The organism is Rhizobium grahamii CCGE 502 (assembly GCF_000298315.2).
GTDB classification, from domain to species: Bacteria; Pseudomonadota; Alphaproteobacteria; order Rhizobiales; family Rhizobiaceae; genus Rhizobium; species Rhizobium grahamii.
This window is the reverse complement of record NZ_AEYE02000003.1, coordinates 178,548-195,741: the sequence shown is the minus strand read 5'-3', so window position 1 is coordinate 195,741 and position 17,194 is coordinate 178,548. Positions and strand designations below refer to the sequence as shown.

19 protein-coding genes are annotated in these 17,194 nt (G+C 60.7%); 18 read left to right on the top strand and 1 reads right to left on the bottom strand.

From position 1 onward, the window contains the following. Nucleotides 1–6: 6 nt before the first annotated feature. On the top strand, nucleotides 7–1,587 hold the full coding sequence (gene murJ / locus RGCCGE502_RS02095) for a murein biosynthesis integral membrane protein MurJ (RefSeq protein ID WP_016552511.1): 1,581 nt from the start codon (nucleotides 7–9) through the stop codon (nucleotides 1,585–1,587). Between the two features lie 15 nt (nucleotides 1,588–1,602). Here the strand turns inward: murJ and RGCCGE502_RS02090 are convergent, their stop codons facing one another. Then, nucleotides 1,603–2,028: a YcbK family protein gene (locus RGCCGE502_RS02090; RefSeq protein WP_016552510.1), complete on the bottom strand. Its 426-nt coding sequence runs from the start codon at nucleotides 2,026–2,028 to the stop codon at nucleotides 1,603–1,605. Between the two features lie 707 nt (nucleotides 2,029–2,735). Between RGCCGE502_RS02090 and RGCCGE502_RS02085 the strand changes: the two genes are divergently transcribed. From RGCCGE502_RS02085 to trmB, 17 genes are all read left to right on the top strand, one after another. Continuing rightward, nucleotides 2,736–3,131, top strand: a complete 396-nt coding sequence (locus RGCCGE502_RS02085) for a VOC family protein (RefSeq protein ID WP_016552509.1) — start codon at nucleotides 2,736–2,738, stop codon at nucleotides 3,129–3,131. A gap of 97 nt (nucleotides 3,132–3,228) precedes the next feature. After that, on the top strand, nucleotides 3,229–4,293 hold the full coding sequence (gene trpS, locus RGCCGE502_RS02080; protein ID WP_016552508.1) for a tryptophan--tRNA ligase: 1,065 nt from the start codon (nucleotides 3,229–3,231) through the stop codon (nucleotides 4,291–4,293). Between the two features lie 97 nt (nucleotides 4,294–4,390). Next, nucleotides 4,391–4,816, top strand: a complete 426-nt coding sequence (locus tag RGCCGE502_RS02075) for a cupin domain-containing protein (protein WP_016552507.1) — start codon at nucleotides 4,391–4,393, stop codon at nucleotides 4,814–4,816. 81 nt (nucleotides 4,817–4,897) lie between these two features. Further along, nucleotides 4,898–5,389, top strand: coding sequence for a universal stress protein (locus RGCCGE502_RS02070; RefSeq protein ID WP_007529542.1), 492 nt, complete (start codon nucleotides 4,898–4,900; stop codon nucleotides 5,387–5,389). 110 nt (nucleotides 5,390–5,499) lie between these two features. After that, nucleotides 5,500–6,066, top strand: coding sequence for a NifU family protein (locus RGCCGE502_RS02065; protein WP_016552506.1), 567 nt, complete (start codon nucleotides 5,500–5,502; stop codon nucleotides 6,064–6,066). A 101-nt stretch (nucleotides 6,067–6,167) separates the two neighbouring features. Then, a complete protein-coding gene (gene tsaB / locus RGCCGE502_RS02060) occupies nucleotides 6,168–6,827 on the top strand; it encodes a tRNA (adenosine(37)-N6)-threonylcarbamoyltransferase complex dimerization subunit type 1 TsaB (RefSeq protein ID WP_016552505.1) in 660 nt (219 codons plus the stop codon). Further along, nucleotides 6,824–7,324, top strand: a complete 501-nt coding sequence (locus RGCCGE502_RS02055) for a GNAT family N-acetyltransferase (protein WP_439332326.1) — start codon at nucleotides 6,824–6,826, stop codon at nucleotides 7,322–7,324. Before tsaB ends, RGCCGE502_RS02055 begins: the two co-directional genes overlap by 4 nt. A gap of 36 nt (nucleotides 7,325–7,360) precedes the next feature. Continuing rightward, nucleotides 7,361–7,789, top strand: coding sequence for a Fur family transcriptional regulator (locus RGCCGE502_RS02050; RefSeq protein WP_016552503.1), 429 nt, complete (start codon nucleotides 7,361–7,363; stop codon nucleotides 7,787–7,789). A 30-nt stretch (nucleotides 7,790–7,819) separates the two neighbouring features. Then, on the top strand, nucleotides 7,820–8,617 hold the full coding sequence (gene olsA / locus RGCCGE502_RS02045) for a lyso-ornithine lipid O-acyltransferase (RefSeq protein ID WP_016552502.1): 798 nt from the start codon (nucleotides 7,820–7,822) through the stop codon (nucleotides 8,615–8,617). 50 nt (nucleotides 8,618–8,667) lie between these two features. Beyond that, nucleotides 8,668–10,077, top strand: coding sequence for a tRNA (N6-isopentenyl adenosine(37)-C2)-methylthiotransferase MiaB (miaB, locus tag RGCCGE502_RS02040; RefSeq protein ID WP_016552501.1), 1,410 nt, complete (start codon nucleotides 8,668–8,670; stop codon nucleotides 10,075–10,077). Nucleotides 10,078–10,096: 19 nt separating this feature from the next. Further along, nucleotides 10,097–11,149 (top strand): PhoH family protein, encoded by a 1,053-nt coding sequence (locus RGCCGE502_RS02035; protein ID WP_016552500.1) that lies wholly within the window; start codon nucleotides 10,097–10,099, stop codon nucleotides 11,147–11,149. Beyond that, nucleotides 11,149–11,664, top strand: a complete 516-nt coding sequence (ybeY, locus tag RGCCGE502_RS02030; RefSeq protein ID WP_016552499.1) for an rRNA maturation RNase YbeY — start codon at nucleotides 11,149–11,151, stop codon at nucleotides 11,662–11,664. Before RGCCGE502_RS02035 ends, ybeY begins: the two co-directional genes overlap by 1 nt. Then, entirely contained in the window at nucleotides 11,661–12,809 is a 1,149-nt protein-coding gene (locus tag RGCCGE502_RS02025) for a hemolysin family protein (RefSeq protein ID WP_016552498.1), read from the top strand. Before ybeY ends, RGCCGE502_RS02025 begins: the two co-directional genes overlap by 4 nt. 77 nt (nucleotides 12,810–12,886) lie before the next feature. Further along, a complete protein-coding gene (gene lnt, locus RGCCGE502_RS02020; protein WP_016552497.1) occupies nucleotides 12,887–14,488 on the top strand; it encodes an apolipoprotein N-acyltransferase in 1,602 nt (533 codons plus the stop codon). Nucleotides 14,489–14,639: 151 nt separating this feature from the next. After that, the gene (locus RGCCGE502_RS02015; protein ID WP_016552496.1) at nucleotides 14,640–15,059 is read left to right on the top strand and encodes a helix-turn-helix domain-containing protein; all 420 of its coding nucleotides are present in this window, start codon (nucleotides 14,640–14,642) and stop codon (nucleotides 15,057–15,059) included. A 183-nt stretch (nucleotides 15,060–15,242) separates the two neighbouring features. Next, on the top strand, nucleotides 15,243–16,496 hold the full coding sequence (gene metK / locus RGCCGE502_RS02010; protein ID WP_016552495.1) for a methionine adenosyltransferase: 1,254 nt from the start codon (nucleotides 15,243–15,245) through the stop codon (nucleotides 16,494–16,496). Next, nucleotides 16,493–17,194, top strand: a complete 702-nt coding sequence (gene trmB, locus RGCCGE502_RS02005) for a tRNA (guanine(46)-N(7))-methyltransferase TrmB (protein WP_016552494.1) — start codon at nucleotides 16,493–16,495, stop codon at nucleotides 17,192–17,194. Before metK ends, trmB begins: the two co-directional genes overlap by 4 nt.

Below are 17,194 nucleotides of genomic sequence, written 5' to 3'. Positions count from 1 at the left end.
AATCGCATGAGCCTCGTCAGAAAATTCGCCACCGTCGGCGGCGCCACCCTCGGCAGCCGCATCTTCGGCTTTGCCCGTGAAACGCTGATGGCCGCGGCCCTCGGCACCGGCCCGATGGCCGACGTCTTCTATGCCGCTTTCCGGTTTCCGAACCTCTTCCGACGGCTCTTTGCCGAAGGTGCGTTCAACGCCGCCTTCGTGCCGCTGTTCGCCAAGGAGATCGAAGCGAACGGCACTGACGGAGCCAAGCGCTTCTCCGAGGAAGTCTTCGGCGTGCTGTTTTCGGTGCTGTTGCTCATCACCATCGTGATGGAGCTCTGCATGCCGCTTCTCGTGCGCTTCGTGATCGCGCCGGGCTTTGCCGACGATGCGGAAAAATTCTCGATCACCGTGCGCATGGCGGCGGTGATGTTCCCCTATCTTATGTGCATGTCGCTGACGGCGATGATGAGCGGGATGCTGAATTCGCTGCATCATTTTTTTGCGGCAGCCATCGCCCCGGTTTTCCTCAACGTGGTGATGATTGGGGCGCTGTTTTACGCGCTCTACACCGGTGCTGAACCGCTTCAGACCGCCTGGTATCTCTCCTGGGGCGTGCTCGTCGCGGGTATCCTGCAGCTCGTCGTGGTCTATCTCGGCGTTCTGCATGCCGGCATGAGCATCGGGTTGCGCTTTCCGCGCATCACGCCAAACGTCAAGCGGCTGCTGATCCTCGCGGTGCCGGCCGCCGTCACCGGTGGCATCACCCAGATCAACCAGATGATTGGCCAGGCGATTGCCTCCAGCAAGGAGGGTGCGATCGCCGCGCTTCAGTATGCGGACCGCATCTACCAGCTGCCGCTCGGCGTCGTCGGCGTTGCCGTCGGCGTAGTGTTGCTGCCGGAATTGGCGCGCGCGCTCAAGGGCGGCAATCTGCGCGAGGCGGCGAACTTGCAGAACCGGTCGATGGAATTCGTTCTGTTCCTGACAATCCCGGCCGCCTTTGCGCTCTGGATCCTCTCCGACGAAATCATTCGCGTTCTCTATGAACGCGGCGCCTTCCACCAGGAAAACACAGCGATCGTCGGCTCCATCCTCGCCGTCTATGGCATCGGTCTCCCTGCCTTCGTACTGATCAAGGCGCTGCAGCCAGGTTTCTATGCGCGCGAGGACACCAGGACGCCGATGCGTTTTTCCGCCGTTGCGGTTGGCGTCAACTGTGCGACGGCATTGACTTTGTTCCCGTTCATCGGCGCTCCCGGCATTGCGGTTGCGGAAGCAACGGCAGGCTGGATCAGCACCGTGCTTCTGTTCACGACGTTGCTGCGCCGCGGTCACCTCACCTGGGAATGGGCGTTGGCGCGGCGTGCGGCACTGCTGGTCGTCTCCGCGGCCGTCATGGGCGGCGTCATCATGTACCTGCAGCACCGCTGGGAGCCGTGGCTTGCCTCGAGCGCGCATTTGGCAACGAAGGTCGGCACGCTCGGCCTTCTGATCGTCATCGCCATGGCTGTCTACTTCGCGACAGCCTTCCTGATCGGCGGCGCCAACCTCGGCATGATCCGGCGCAACCTGAACCGCAAGCCGACCGCAAAGGTGGACGGTTAAGCGGTCCGGTGTGCTTCAGCAATAGGTCCATCGTCGGCTTGGACCGATGTCGACATGCACTATCCCGTTGCAGTAGCGGCCGATCCCGCCGATGCCGGGGGCCGATGCGGCGATCGCGATGATCGTGCGTTCCGATACACCGGGGATGCGGATATCGGCGGCTGCGCAATGGCGGTGTTGCGAATGCGATCGACCGCGTGAGCGAAACCCAGAGGTTACGATCGGGCGGCGACCGGTCTTAGCGGCTATGTAGGTGAGAATGCCGCGCAGTTGCGGCGGGAAGCAGTTCGCCTGAACGCTGACGGTCTGCAGCGAGTAGGCGAGCGTTTCTTTGTGCTTGAGCGACGGTATTGTCACTCTTCTGACATTCTGGGCGTCGGCACTGTCGAAACACGACAGACAGAACAGGCCGGCGAGTGCGATGGAAAATGCGGACTGCATAGTTCCCCTCCCCTCGAAATACGCCGGGGTCGCCGGCGTAACTTTTGGCGAATGGAACGCTCCCCCTAAAAATGGCCTTTTTGTGAAATTGTTTACCTACCGTTACGGAACATCGCCATAATTTACTGCTATTTGATAAGTTAGAGATACCTCAAAAGAGGTATGAATTTCTCCGCCACGTAAATTTGTGAGAAATATTCACAAAAAGGATCTCTACAAACTTCCCCGACGTCCCGGACCGGCCATACAATTCGTCCGTCCCGCCGCGGATACACCGCAAGGCGTTGCGGCGAGGCGGGACCGGCGCCGGGTGTGGAAGAAGGACGTGAGCTTCCGCATCAGGGGTCCGCAGAGGATGGTCTCCCTCGGGGGGACGGCGGCGCCCGCGCGAATGCGGCGCCGAGTTGAGCCTCGGACGTGCCTGTGTGGCACACATGGCCCCGTGAAGAAGCGTGAGCTTCCTCGGGCAAGGTTGCAGAGGGACCGGAGCTGCGGGAACAAACCGCCGAACGGGGCGCTGGGAAGCGCCATATTGTTTTTACTCCAGCGAGACAATTTCCAGCGCCCCGTCCGAGTGAAGTGCAGGATCAAGCCACGGGCCGAAAGGATCGCGTGAGGGAAAAGCCGTGCACCGAACGCCGAACCGGCCGCCCTTGACCGGCCACGCATCCTTGGCGACAACACCACACCACAAATCGGAGCCTGCAATGTTCCAATCGCTTTTCCTCGTGACCCTCGTCGTCGACGATTACGATCGTGCCAAAGATTTCTACTGCGGCGCGGTTGGCTTCGATTGCCTCCAGGACGACATTCAGCCCGACGGCAAGCGATGGGTGGTCGTCAAGCCGAAGGGCGGGGACGGTGCCGCCTTTCTGCTCGCGCGAGCTGCCAACGACCGGCAAATGGCGGCGATGGGCAACCAGGCGGGCGGGCGCGTCGGCTTCTTCATCAAGACCGACGATTTTGCCCGCGACCACGCGTCGATGCTGGCCAAGGGCGTGCAGTTTCTCGAGGCGCCGCGGCACGAGGTTTACGGCACAGTCGCCGTCTTTGCGGATCCTTATGGCAACACCTTCGATCTGATCGAACACGCCGCAGGCTGAACCCCTTGATTGCGCTGGCGTCCGCGTGCATAAGCGCGCCCGTTAGCAACATGGGCCATTGGCCCTGGGGCCCTCCACCAGCCTAATCGAGGACATGATGAACGAATTCAAGAAAGTGGTTTTCTCCGGCGTCCAGCCGACGGGAAATCTCCATCTCGGCAACTATCTCGGCGCGATCCGCAAGTTCGTGGCGCTGCAGGAAGGCAACGACTGCATCTACTGCGTCGTCGACATGCATGCGCTGACGGCACAGCTCGTCCATGAGGACATGCCGAACCAGATCCGTTCGATCGCCGCCGCCTTCATTGCGTCCGGCATCGATCCGGAAAAGCACATCGTTTTCAACCAGTCGGCCGTGCCGCAGCATGCCGAGCTTGCCTGGATCTTCAATTGCGTTGCGCGCATCGGTTGGATGAACCGCATGACGCAGTTCAAGGACAAGGCCGGCAAGGACCGCGAACAGGCTTCGCTCGGTCTCTACGCCTATCCGAGCCTGATGGCTGCCGACATCCTCGTCTACCGCGGCACGCATGTCCCGGTCGGCGACGACCAGAAGCAGCACCTCGAACTCGCCCGCGACATCGCCATGAAGTTCAACCTCGACTATGCGGAGCATATCCGCAAGACGGACTACGGCATCGACATCACGGTCGGCAACGAACCGGTGCATGCCTATTTCCCGATGGTCGAGCCGCTGATCGATGGCCCGGCGCCACGCGTCATGTCGCTTCGCGACGGCACAAAGAAGATGTCGAAATCGGATCCGTCCGATCTTTCGCGCATCAACTTGATGGACGACGAGGACGCGATCTCGAAGAAGATCCGCAAGGCCAAGACCGATCCGGAAGGTTTGCCCAGTGAAGTCGACGGCCTCAAGGGCCGCCCGGAAGCCGACAACCTCGTCGGCATCTATGCGGCGCTCGCCGACAGGTCGAAGGCTGATGTGCTTGCCGAATTTGGTGGCCGGCAGTTCTCGGTGTTCAAGCCGGCGCTTGTTGATTTGGCCATCAACGTGCTCTCGCCGATCACCGCTGAAATGCGTCGTCTGATGTCGGACACCAGCCACATCGATGCGATCCTGCGCAATGGTTCCGAACGGGCGCGGGCGCGGGCCGAAGTGACGATGAAAGAAGTGAGCGACATCGTCGGCTTCCTGTACTGAAATACGACGTTATCCCGGGGCGGACCTCACCGCCCCGGGCTTGTCGAAGCCGGACCTGCGGCGTAGTCTTGTTGAAACGGACTGTCAGGAGGCTTCGATGCGAGATCGCAACCTCATCCAGATTGGCACCATGGAGATCCGGTTTCTGATCGACGAGGATCAGAGTGCCGGCGGCGTTGTGATGTTCGAATTCACGGTCCCGCCCCAGGCACGCGTCCCGGCCGCCCACTATCACCGCGATGTCGATGAAGTGATCTACGGATTGTCCGGCACGATGACGACGACGCTGGACGGGCGCAAGCACGAGATCGGGCCCGGGGGCACCCTGTTCATTCCGCGCGGCTATGTCCACACCCACGAGAACCTGCACGGTGAAGCCGCCAAGGCCTTGATCACCATGACGCCCGGGTTGATCGGCAGGCGCTATTTCGAGGAAATGGCTTTGGCCATCAACGTTCAGGGCAAGCCTGATATCGAGCATGTGAAGGCGATTATGCGCCTTTACGGACTGGTTCCCGCCTGACGCAGGCTGGCCCGGCAGACCCTTCGAGGGTCAAAAACGAGGGCTTGCAAATTTTCAGGTTCAGGTGTCAGAGTCCGGCCCATGGTATCGAAACGACTCTCCCGGCTCGAAGGTCATCGCCGCAAATTCATTGCGGTCATCGACGATACGCCCGAATGCTCCCGCGCCGTCCACTACGCCGGTCGGCGCGCCAAGAACTCGAACGGCGGCCTTGTGCTGATGTACGTGATTCCGGAGGGCGACTTCCAGCAATGGTTGGGGGTTGAAGAGATAATGCGCGCCGAAGCCCGCGAGGAAGCGGAAGCCGTGGTTGCCAAGGCGGCGCACGTGGTTCGCGAAACGATCGGTATCGACCCGGAGATCGTCATCCGCGAGGGAAGTGCCACCGAGCAGATCAACGCCGTCATCGAGGAAGACCGCGATATCGCGATCCTGGTGCTGGCCGCAAGCTCCGCCAAGGAGGGACCGGGGCCGCTGGTGTCGTCGATCGCCGGACGTGGCGCGACATTTCCGATCCCCGTCACGGTCCTGCCCGATACACTGACGGACGAGGAACTGGATGCGCTCGCATAAAGCCATTTCTTGAGTACCAGTCTCTTGAATAGAGTTGCCAATCGGCTTATTTTCTTTTTTGAAGAATTCTAAAGACGGCCTGGGCCGCTGCCCGCCGCACGGAGAGCGAGATGTTTATTCAGACCGAAGCCACGCCGAATCCCGCCACGCAGAAGTTCCTGCCGGGTCGGGTCGTCATGGAAAACGGAACGGCCGAATTCCGCAGCGCGGACGAGGCTCAGGCATCGCCGCTCGCGGCTCGTCTGTTCGAGATCCCTGGCGTGACCGGCGTCTACTTCGGCTACGATTTCATCTCGGTGTCCAAGGACAATGCCGAGTGGCAGCACCTGAAGCCGGCGATCCTCGGCTCGATCATGGAACACTTCATGTCCGGCAAGCCCGTCATGGGCGATGCCTCTGTCCTTTCCGAAGATCTTGATGCCGGCGGCGAATTCTTCGATGAAGCCGATGAATCGATCGTGCTCACCATCAAGGAATTGCTGGATACCCGTGTCCGTCCCGCCGTTGCACAGGATGGCGGCGACATCACCTTCCGTGGCTTCAAGGACGGCAAGGTCTATCTCAACATGAAGGGCTCCTGCTCCGGCTGCCCGTCTTCGACGGCGACGCTGAAGCATGGCGTGCAGAACCTGCTTCGCCATTTCGTTCCGGAAGTCGAGGAAGTCGTCGCCGCCTGACGACGACGCCCTGTCCCGGCATTTGTCCTGGCGCAGCATTTGCAAGCGCGGCAGGGTGAATGTATGGACGCTGAGGAACGCTTTATTCGGAAATTGATGCCATGATCATACTGGCGCTCGACACCGCAGGTGTGGATTGCGCTGCCGCTCTCTATGACGGCGGCAGGGATACGATGCTGGGGGAGGCATCGGACATGATCGGCAAGGGGCATGCTGAACATCTGATGGGGATCGTCGACCGCGTGCTGGAGCAGGCGGCAATCCCACTTTCAACGGTCGATCGCATTGCCGTTACCATCGGTCCAGGCTCGTTCACCGGCATTCGCGTCGGCATCGCCGCCGCCCGCGGCTTCGCACTGTCGCTCGGCATTCCGGCTGTTGGGGTCACCACGCTTGCTGTCATGGCCGAGGCGCAGCGGTTGAAGACGCCAGGTCGCAGCGTGCTCGCGGCCATGGATGCCAAGCGAAACGAGATCTACCTGCAGACATTCGATGCCGATGGCGAACCGCTCGATGAGGCCCGCGCTGTCGCCGTCGAAGAAGCACAGGCAATCGCTTCGACGTTCGAGGGCGAAATCACCGGTTCGGCAACGCCGCTCCTGAAACCCGGCACGCTCGGCGATCACGCCAACCATTTCCCGATTTCCATCGTGGCGCGTCTCGGCGCTGCCGCCGACCTGTCTTCCGGAAAGCCGAAACCCCTCTATCTGCGCGGACCCGATGCCAAGCCGCAGGCCGGGTTTGCGATTGCGCGAGTATGACCATGTTGGAATCCTATCTGACGCTGAAGCCGGAATTCGAGATTGTCCCGATGGACGCCGATGACTGCCGCGCCGTGGCGGCGTTACATGGCGAACGCTTCGCACGACCATGGGGCGATGGCGAATTCTATAGCTTGTTCAGCCAGGACACCGTCTTCGGCTTCGTCGCTCGGCAGACCAACGCATTTCTGAAAAAGCCTCTGCCGGGTTTTGTGCTCGCGCGTCAGGTCGCTGGCGAGGCGGAGATCCTGACAGTCGCCGTGCAGACGAAGGTCGCTCGCGCTGGCCTCGGCTGGCGGCTCATGCAAGCTGCGATGCGGGAAGCGAAGCTGCGTGGTGGCGAGAGCATCTTCCTGGAGGTCGATGACGGCAACGCGGCAGCGCTCGGGCTCTACCGCAAGCTTGGATTCGAGAAAGTCGGTGAACGCAAGGGTTACTACAAGGATACCCAGGGCGCGGTTTCCACGGCGCTTGTCATGAAGCGCGTTCTTCGCTAGTCCGTTGCTCAAACGTTGACTATCGGAAGGCAGCCCATGACTGACGTCGCCAAGACCCTTGAGGAGCTTTGCACCGAACGCGGCATGCGCATGACCGAGCAGCGCCGGGTGATTGCCCGCATCCTCGAGGAGTCGGCCGACCACCCTGACGTCGAAGAACTCTACCGCCGCTCCGTCAAGGTCGACGCCAAGATCTCCATCTCCACCGTCTATCGCACCGTGAAGCTGTTCGAGGACGCCGGCATTATCGAACGCCACGACTTCCGAGACGGCCGCTCGCGCTACGAGACGGTGCCGGAAGAGCATCACGACCATCTCATCGACCTGAAGTCGGGTGTCGTGATCGAGTTTCACTCGCCGGAGATCGAGGCCCTGCAGGAACGCATTGCCCGCGAGCATGGCTTCAAGCTCGTCGATCATCGACTGGAGCTCTATGGCATCCCGCTCAAAAAGGACGAGCGCTGAGGCCATGAACGCAGCCGCGGAGTCTTCGTTTTGATCGCCTGGCTGCGTCTCGCCTTTGCCGGTATCGTCATTCTCTTCGCCAGCATAGTGCTTATGCCCTGGCAGCTTCTTGCGTTGCGCTTCGACTGGAAGCTGCGACGCTGGCTGCCGCGCATCTGGCATCGCATCGTTTGTTTCTGCCTCGGCATCCGAATCCGCGTCCACGGCAAGATGGAAACGCACAGGCCGTTGATGCTTTGCGCCAACCATTCGTCGTGGATGGACATCATGGTGTTGTCCGCAGTCGCCGACGTCGCGTTCATCGCCAAGATCGAAGTGCGCGACTGGCCGATCTTCGGCAACTTGGCGAAGCTGCAGAAGAGCGTGTTCGTGGTGCGCGAAGAGAAGCGCAAGACCGGCCACCAGGCGAACGAAATTGCCACCCGCATGGCGGACGGCGAGATCGTTGTTCTGTTCCCGGAGGGCACGACCTCGGACGGGAACCGGCTTCTCGAGGTCAAATCCTCGCTGTTTGGCGCAGCCGCCATGGCGGTGCCGGCGTCGCCAACAGGTGCCGTCGTGGTTCAACCGGTCGCGGTTGCCTATACGGGTGTCTACGGCCTGCCGATGGGCCGTTATCACCGCCCCCTCGCCTCCTGGCCAGGCGATGTCGAGATGTTCCCGCATTTGAAGGACATGCTGCGATGCGGTGCCTTCGAGGTTGACGTCTGTTTCGGCGAGGCGGTGGAGTATCGTGCCGACAGTAACCGCAAGAAAGTCAGCGCGACGATTGCCCGACGCATCCGCACCATGCTTGGCGCCGCTTTGCGCGGTCACAAGACGGCCTAAGGCACAAGATTTCCTTTTCTCGCGAATGAAAAACCACTAAATAGCCGGCCATGACCCAGGACAGCGCCCTTCTTCAGGCCCCGAAGACCGATCTCCGCGATGGCAGCAACAGCCGCAAGGTATTCATCAAGACCTACGGCTGCCAAATGAACGTCTACGACTCGACGCGCATGAGCGATGCACTCGCCCGTGACGGATATGAGCCGACGGAAGTTATGGAAGAGGCTGACCTGGTCCTGCTCAACACCTGCCATATCCGAGAAAAGGCTGCTGAAAAGGTCTATTCGGCGCTTGGTCGTCTGCGCGACATGAAGAAGGAACGCAGCAAGCAAGGCCGGGAGTTCATGATCGGCGTTGCCGGCTGTGTCGCACAGGCCGAGGGCGAGGAAATCCTGCGCCGGGCGCCTGCCGTCGACGTCGTCATCGGGCCTCAGACCTATCATCGCCTGCCGGAAGCGCTGCGCAAGGCGAAGGAAGGTCAGCGTATCGTCGATACCGAATATGCGCTCGAAGACAAGTTCGAGCATCTGCCGATCGCCGAAGCCAAGAAAATCCGCTCGCGTGGCGTCACCTCCTTCCTTACCGTCCAGGAAGGATGCGACAAGTTCTGCACCTTCTGTGTCGTGCCTTACACCCGCGGTTCGGAAGTGTCGCGGCCGGTCAGCCAGATCGTTGAGGAAGCGCAAAAGCTCGTGGAAGGCGGCGTGCGCGAAATCACCCTGCTCGGTCAGAACGTCAACGCCTGGCATGGTGTCGGCGCCAACGGTCAGGAATGGACCCTTGGCGACCTGCTTTACCGGTTGGCGGAAATTCCCGGGCTCGCGCGCCTGCGCTACACCACCAGCCATCCGCGCGACATGGACGACCGCCTGATCGAAGCGCATCGGGATCTCCGAGCACTGATGCCATACCTGCATCTGCCGGTGCAGGCCGGCTCCGACCGCATCCTGAAGGCGATGAACCGGCGCCATACGGCTGCCGAATATCTCACGCTGATCGAGCGGATTCGCGCCGCCCGGCCCGATATTGCCCTCTCCGGCGACTTCATCGTCGGTTTTCCGGGGGAGACAGACCAGAATTTTGAAGATACACTCCGCCTGGTGGAGGAGGTGCGTTATGCGCAGGCCTTCTCCTTCAAGTACTCGACACGGCCGGGCACGCCCGGCGCGGAGCTGAAGGACCAGGTGCCGGAAGAGATCAAGGCAGAACGGCTGGAACGCCTGCAGGCGCTTCTCCTGAAGCAACAGCAGGAATTTGCCGAATCCTGTGTCGGGAAAACGATCGAACTGTTGCTTGAAAAGCCCGGTCGCATGCCAGGACAGCTTATAGGCCGTTCTCCCTGGCTTCAGTCCGTGAATGTTGATGCAAAAGCATTGCAAATCGGTGACATTATTAATGTGCGAATCACCGGAACCGGAACCAACAGCCTGTTTGCCGAGATAGCAGAGGCTGAGGTTTAAACCCTAGGAGCTCGACCGCTTGAACGGACAAGAATTGGTTTCTTCTTCACCGCGCCACCCACGCATTGCGAGCGACGCCAATCACTTTATTCTGACGTTCGAGAACAATCGGTTCGCCAGCGAATTGTTCGGTCAGTTTGACCAGAACCTCAAGCTGCTTGAGGAACGTCTGCACATCGACGCTCGAGCGCGGGGCAATTCCGTCGTTATTTCCGGGGACATCGTCGCCACCAACCAGGCGCGGCGTACGCTCGATTACCTCTATGAGAAACTCCAGAAAGGCGGCAGCGTGGAGCGATCCGACGTTGAAGGCGCAATCCGCATGGCGGTCGCGGCCGATGATCAGCTGAGCCTGCCGACCATGGAGCGCAAGGCGAAGCTGACCATGGCACAGGTTTCCACGCGCAAGAAGACCATCATTGCCCGGACGCCGACCCAGGACGCCTACCTCAGGGCACTGGAGCGAGCCGAACTGGTTTTCGGTTGCGGTCCGGCGGGTACCGGCAAGACCTATCTCGCCGTCGCCCATGCCGCCCAGCTTCTTGAACGTGGCATGGTCGAGAAGATCATCCTTTCCCGCCCGGCGGTGGAAGCCGGCGAGCGCCTCGGCTTCTTGCCCGGCGACATGAAGGAAAAGGTCGATCCCTACCTTCGCCCGCTCTATGACGCGCTCTACGATATGATGCCGGCCGACAAGGTCGATCGTGCGATCACCGCCGGCGTTATCGAAATCGCGCCGCTCGCCTTCATGCGCGGTCGGACGCTCGCGAACGCCGCCGTCATCCTCGACGAGGCGCAGAACACCACGTCGATGCAGATGAAGATGTTCCTGACGCGTCTTGGCGAGAACTCACGCATGATCGTCACCGGCGACCCGAGCCAGATCGACCTGCCGCGTGGTGTCAAATCGGGACTGGTGGAGGCTCTTCAACTGCTCAACGGCGTCGAGGGCATCTCGATTGTCCGCTTCAAGGATACCGACGTGGTGCGCCATCCGCTTGTCGGGCGCATTGTCAGGGCCTACGATTCCACCTATGCAACGGAAACCGAAGAGGTTAGCCGGCAGGACTGATGGCGGAACTCGATATCCAGATCAGCGTCGAGGAGGGCAATTGGCCCTCCGAAGATGCGTTGCATGCATTGGCGGACCGGGTGCTTGAAACGGCCGCCAGCTATCTGCGCGAGACGGTCAAACAGCCATTTCCGAAAATGGTGCCCGAGGTTTCGCTGGTTTTCACGGACGACGCCTCGATCCAGGACATCAACGCGGAATGGCGCGGCAAGGACAAGCCGACCAATGTGCTTTCTTTTCCCGCCTTTCCCGTCACGCCGGGCAAGGTGCCAGGTCCGATGCTGGGCGATATCATTATCGCAAGAGAGACCGTGGAGCGGGAGGCAGTCGAGCTCGAGAAGAGCTTTGAGGGCCACCTCACGCATTTGATCGTGCATGGATTCTTGCATCTCTTCGGCTACGACCATAATAATGACGCTGAAGCCGAAATAATGGAGGGGCTGGAGACTCGCATTTTGGCGGTACTCGGCCTATCTGACCCATACGAGGGTCAAGACCTTAAAATGGAACCATGAGCGACTTTACGACGAGACCGGCCGCCGAGGCCAAGGACGCCGATCAATCATCCTCTTCCGACGAGGGTGGCAGTAGTAGGCAGTCCGGACGATCCCAATCCTTCTGGTCGCGCGCGGCGCGCATCCTGAGACCGCAGCAAAACTCACGCCTTCGCGAAGACATTGCGGACGCTTTGATGACCGACGCTGCGGTCGGAGACGTCTTTTCGCCCGATGAGCGGGCGATGCTGCACAACATCCTTCGCTTCCGCGAAGTGCGGGTTGCCGATGTTATGGTGCCGCGCGCCGATATCGAGGCCGTTGATCAGAACATCACCATCGGCGAACTGATGATCCTGTTTGAGGAATCCGGTCGTTCACGCATGCCCGTTTATGCGGATACGCTCGACGACCCGCGTGGCATGGTGCATATCCGAGATCTCCTCTCCTACGTCGCCAAGCAGGCGCGGAACAAGCGCCGCGGTAGCGCCAGGGCCATCAAGCCGGCGACACCTCTGGTGGACGTTTCCCCCGAACATTTGCAGAAGCCAACACGCACCGTGAAGGCGAATTTCGATCTCAGCCGCGTCGACCTGCAGAAGACGCTGTCCGAGGCCGGGATCATCCGCAAGATCCTCTTCGTCCCGCCATCCATGCTGGCGTCGGATCTGCTGCGCCGCATGCAGGTGAACCGCACGCAGATGGCGCTCGTCATCGACGAATATGGCGGCACCGATGGCTTGGCGTCGCACGAGGATATCGTCGAGATGGTCGTCGGCGACATCGATGACGAACACGATGACGAAGAGGTCATGTTCAAACGGGTATCGGAAGACGTCTTCGTCGCGGATGCGCGTGTCGAACTGGAAGAGATCGCCGAAGCGATCGGACCGGACTTCGACATCACCGAGCAGGTCGACGAAGTCGACACGCTGGGCGGCCTGATCTTCTCCGAGCTTGGACGCATTCCGGTGCGCGGCGAGGTGGTGCAGGCCCTGCCCGGTTTCGAGTTCCACATCCTCGATGCCGATCCGCGTCGCATCAAGCGAGTGAGGATTACCCGCAAGCGCCAGGCCATTCGGCGCCGCGCCAAGCTTGATGGTGACGGCACAACCGGCTCGGACCAGGGCGACGAGCGGCAGACGGACGTTCCCACGACAAACTGATTGCCGCGAAGCACGACAAACGGCGGCTTTTTTGAAACACTGCGGTCGGGTTGATTCGCGGCTTGACGGGAGTGCGCATGGAGCGGCTTGCAGACAGGGTTATCCTGGCCTGGGGGTTCAAAAGGTTTGCACTGGCAATCCTTGCAGGCGCCGTCGCTGTTTTGGCCCTGCCCCCCTTTGGCTTCTTTGCCGCGATGTTCGTGTCGTTCACGCTCCTTGTCTGGCTGATCGACGGTTCAGCGGCTGCTCCTGAAAGCGGGTGGATAGGCCGGCTGTGGCCTTCCTTCGCCGTTGGCTGGCTCTTCGGCTTCGGCTATTTCGTTGCCGGCCTCTGGTGGCTTGGCCACGCCCTGATGATCGATGCGGAGGCTTTTGCCTGGGCGCTGCCGCTGGCGATCTTCGGCCTGCCTGCGGTGCTCGCCATCTATTACGGAATTGCCGCCGCGCTGGCGCGGACCCTGTGGTCTGATGGCATGGGGCGGATTGCGGCGCTTGCCGCGAGCTTCGGATTGCTGGAGTGGCTGAGGAGCGTGCTTTTCACCGGCTTTCCATGGAACGCTGTCGGCTACGGCATGACGCCCGTGCCGCTCATGATGCAATCGGCGCATGTCATCGGCATCATGGGTATCACCTCACTGTCGGTCTTCATCTTTGCCGCTCCGGCACTGCTCGGCACCCGCCAGGGCGCCAAACTCGGCCTCTCCCTGGCGGCCCTGCTTTTCGCAGCGCATATCGGCTACGGCGCCTATATCCTCTATGGCCCGCAGCCTGCACCAGCGGCGGACGCCAAAAGCCCGATCATCCGCCTCGTTCAGCCGATGATCGAACAGACCGCGAAGATGGATACCGACGGCGACCGCGCCGCCATCTTCGAGAAGCATCTGAAGCTCTCCGCCGAGCCCCCGAAGGATGGCGGCCGGAAGCCTGACATCATCGTCTGGCCGGAGACGGCTGTTCCCTTCATCCTCACGGACAATCAGGACGCACTCAGCCGCATCGCCGATACGCTCGACGACAACCAGATCCTGATCGCGGGTGCCGTTCGGGTGGAGGATACCGGCCCAGGCAATCCGCCACGCTACTACAATTCGATCTACGTCATCGACGGCCGCGGACAGATCGCAGGCGCCGCCGACAAGGTGCATCTCGTGCCGTTCGGCGAATATGTGCCGTTCGAGAGCGTCCTCGACGATTTCGGCATCCAGAACGTGGTCGAGATGCCGGGTGGCTTTTCGCCCGCCGCCAGCCGCCAGCTGCTGACCTTGCCGACCGGGATCAAATTCTATCCGCTCGTCTGCTACGAGATCATTTTCCCTGACGAGATGACGGGCGACCTTGGTGCCGCCAATGCCATCCTCAACGTCACGAACGATGCCTGGTTCGGCGCAACACCTGGACCCTACCAGCACTTCCAGCAGGCCAGGCTGCGTGCCGTGGAGACTGGGCTGCCGCTGATTCGTAATGGCAACAGCGGCATTTCAGCCCTCGTAAACGCTCGCGGCGAAGTCATTGCCGGTCTTGACCTCAATGAAACGGGCTTCGTCGACGCAACTATCGCGAGCTTCGACGCGCATCGCCCTGCAGGCTATCCGCGCCAAACTTACTTCTGGTTGCTGGAAATACTTCTGTTTGTAATTGCCCTGGTTTCTCGCTTTGGTTTTGTTTTCAAGCAGAATTGACCGAAAACCCCTAAAATTGCATAGTGGTTGGGATCGGCGTTCTTAGCGTATGTTTCAAGGTGGTTAACTAAGACTTTGCAACGTGGCGTTTTGGGGATGGGTTTGGCATGCCGGTTTGAACAAGGTTGAAAATTATTGTTAGGGCAGGACCATGATTGAGAACAAGAAGCGGCCGAACCCCATCGACGTCCATGTTGGTAGTCGCATTCGCCTTCGCCGAACGATGCTCGGAATGAGCCAGGAAAAGCTCGGGGAGGCCCTCGGCATCACCTTTCAGCAGATTCAGAAATACGAAAAGGGCACCAACCGCGTCGGTGCCAGCCGTCTCCAGAACATCTCCAGCATTCTGAACGTCCCGGTCTCCTTCTTCTTTGAAGATGCCCCCGGCGAACAGTCCTCCGGCCTGTCCGGCATGGCGGAAGCCTCCAGCTCCAACTATGTGGTCGACTTTCTTTCGTCGTCCGAAGGACTGCAGCTCAACCGCGCCTTTGTGAAGATCACCGACCCCAAGGTTCGCCGCAAGGTCGTGGAACTGGTCAAGGCACTCGCGGCCGAAGCCGACAGCGAATAATAGCCACTGAAAATTTTGAGCTAAAGCGAAAGCGGTCACAACGGCCGCTTTTTGGCGTTTTTTGGGCACAATTTGCCACTTAGTCGCAGATATAAAGATATATTTATGTCCTTCTACGCTTGTTTTTCGCGCGCGAACTGAGTACCTACTACGCAGCTTTTGTTCTTTGAGGGGAATCCCGGAATGCGCGCCAATTACCTTTTCACCAGCGAGTCAGTTGCCGAAGGTCACCCGGACAAGGTGTGTGACCGGATCTCCGACGAGATCGTGGATCTGGTCTACCGCGAAGCCGCCAAGACCGGCGTCAACCCTTGGGGCGTGCGCATTGCCTGCGAGACGCTGGCAACCACCAACCGCGTCGTGATCGCCGGTGAAGTGCGCCTGCCGCCGAGCCTGATGAAGAAGGACAAGGACGGCAAAGACGTCATCAATCCTTCCAAGTTCAAGGCTGCTGCCCGCCGCGCCATCAAGGACATCGGGTACGAGCAGGACGGCTTCCACTGGAAGACGGCTAAGATCGACGTGCTTCTGCACTCGCAGTCTGCCGACATTGCCCAGGGCGTCGATAGTGCTGCCGACCAGCAGGGTGACGAAGGTGCCGGCGACCAGGGCATCATGTTCGGCTACGCCTGCAAGGAAACGCCTGACCTCATGCCGGCGCCGATCTATTACTCCCACAAGATCCTGCAGCTCCTTGCTACCGCCCGCAAGAAGGGCGACGGCGACGTCGCGAAGCTCGGCCCTGACGCCAAGAGCCAGGTGACCGTGCGTTACGTCAACGGCAAGCCCACCGAAGTCACGTCGATCGTCCTTTCCACCCAGCATCTCGACGAAAGCTGGGACTCGACGAAGGTGCGCGCGGTTGTCCAACCTTACATCCGTGAAGCTCTCGGCGACCTGCCGATTGCCGACGATTGCAAGTGGTACATCAATCCGACCGGCAAGTTCGTCATCGGCGGCCCTGATGGTGACGCCGGCCTGACCGGCCGCAAGATCATTGTCGACACCTACGGCGGCGCTGCTCCGCACGGCGGTGGCGCATTCTCTGGCAAGGACACGACCAAGGTTGACCGTTCGGCTGCCTACGCTGCTCGCTACCTCGCGAAAAACGTCGTTGCCGCCGGCCTCTCCGACCGCTGCACCATCCAGCTCTCCTATGCCATCGGCGTCGCACAGCCGCTGTCGATCTACGTCGACCTGCACGGTACCGGCAAGGGTGTGACGGAAGACATGGTCGAAGCCGCGATCCGCAAGAACATGGACCTGTCGCCGACCGGCATCCGCCGTCACCTCGACCTCAACAAGCCGATCTACGCCAAGACCTCGGCCTACGGCCACTTCGGTCGCAAGGCTGGCCGCGACGGCTCGTTCTCCTGGGAGCGCACCGACCTCGTCAAGGCGCTCAAGGACGCTGTCAAGGTCAAGGAAGCAGCATGACCGACATGGAACGTCGTGGAAGGGCGACCGAAGCGTTCTTCGGTCGCCGCAAGGGAAAGGCTCTGCGCGAACATCAGGCAGAGCGACTAAACACCCTGCTTCCGGCGTTCCTTATCGACCTTTCAGCGGCTCCGCCCGAGCCGCTGAACACTCTCTTTCCGGTGCCGACCGACAGGCTCCGCCTGGAAATCGGCTTTGGCGGCGGTGAGCATCTGATCCATCGCGCCGTCGAAATGCCGTCCACCGGCTTTATCGGTGTCGAGCCCTTCATCAATTCCATGCAGAAGCTGCTGACGAGCGTTGACAAGGCGGACGCCAGGAATGTCCGCGTCTACAACGACGATGCGACGCAATTGCTGGATTGGTTGCCGGACGCCTCGATCGACCAGATCGACCTGCTCTACCCGGATCCGTGGCCAAAGCGGAAGCACTGGAAGCGCCGCTTCGTGTCGAAAACCAACCTCGACCGCTTCCACCGCGTGCTGAAGCCGGGCGGGCTGTTCTGCTTCGCCTCGGACATCGATACCTACGTCAACTGGACGTTGCTCAAGTGCCGCGACCATGGCGGCTTCGACTGGCTTGCACAGAATGCAGCAGATTGGCTGACGCCCTACGAGGGCTGGCCGAGCACACGCTACGAGGCCAAGGCACGGCGCGAAGGCAGATCTTCCGCCTATCTCACATTCAAGCGCGTCTGA

What these genes read in the sequence shown, in the direction of transcription:
- murJ (WP_016552511.1), top strand. Translation starts at nt 7, where the DNA reads ATGAGCCTCGTCAGAAAATTCGCCACCGTCGGCGGCGCCACCCTCGGC.
- RGCCGE502_RS02090 (WP_016552510.1), bottom strand. Translation starts at nt 2,028, where the DNA reads ATGCAGTCCGCATTTTCCATCGCACTCGCCGGCCTGTTCTGTCTGTCG.
- RGCCGE502_RS02085 (WP_016552509.1), top strand. Translation starts at nt 2,736, where the DNA reads ATGTTCCAATCGCTTTTCCTCGTGACCCTCGTCGTCGACGATTACGAT.
- trpS (WP_016552508.1), top strand. Translation starts at nt 3,229, where the DNA reads ATGAACGAATTCAAGAAAGTGGTTTTCTCCGGCGTCCAGCCGACGGGA.
- RGCCGE502_RS02075 (WP_016552507.1), top strand. Translation starts at nt 4,391, where the DNA reads ATGCGAGATCGCAACCTCATCCAGATTGGCACCATGGAGATCCGGTTT.
- RGCCGE502_RS02070 (WP_007529542.1), top strand. Translation starts at nt 4,898, where the DNA reads ATGGTATCGAAACGACTCTCCCGGCTCGAAGGTCATCGCCGCAAATTC.
- RGCCGE502_RS02065 (WP_016552506.1), top strand. Translation starts at nt 5,500, where the DNA reads ATGTTTATTCAGACCGAAGCCACGCCGAATCCCGCCACGCAGAAGTTC.
- tsaB (WP_016552505.1), top strand. Translation starts at nt 6,168, where the DNA reads ATGATCATACTGGCGCTCGACACCGCAGGTGTGGATTGCGCTGCCGCT.
- RGCCGE502_RS02055 (WP_439332326.1), top strand. Translation starts at nt 6,824, where the DNA reads ATGACCATGTTGGAATCCTATCTGACGCTGAAGCCGGAATTCGAGATT.
- RGCCGE502_RS02050 (WP_016552503.1), top strand. Translation starts at nt 7,361, where the DNA reads ATGACTGACGTCGCCAAGACCCTTGAGGAGCTTTGCACCGAACGCGGC.
- miaB (WP_016552501.1), top strand. Translation starts at nt 8,668, where the DNA reads ATGACCCAGGACAGCGCCCTTCTTCAGGCCCCGAAGACCGATCTCCGC.
- ybeY (WP_016552499.1), top strand. Translation starts at nt 11,149, where the DNA reads ATGGCGGAACTCGATATCCAGATCAGCGTCGAGGAGGGCAATTGGCCC.
- RGCCGE502_RS02025 (WP_016552498.1), top strand. Translation starts at nt 11,661, where the DNA reads ATGAGCGACTTTACGACGAGACCGGCCGCCGAGGCCAAGGACGCCGAT.
- lnt (WP_016552497.1), top strand. Translation starts at nt 12,887, where the DNA reads ATGGAGCGGCTTGCAGACAGGGTTATCCTGGCCTGGGGGTTCAAAAGG.
- RGCCGE502_RS02015 (WP_016552496.1), top strand. Translation starts at nt 14,640, where the DNA reads ATGATTGAGAACAAGAAGCGGCCGAACCCCATCGACGTCCATGTTGGT.
- metK (WP_016552495.1), top strand. Translation starts at nt 15,243, where the DNA reads ATGCGCGCCAATTACCTTTTCACCAGCGAGTCAGTTGCCGAAGGTCAC.
- trmB (WP_016552494.1), top strand. Translation starts at nt 16,493, where the DNA reads ATGACCGACATGGAACGTCGTGGAAGGGCGACCGAAGCGTTCTTCGGT.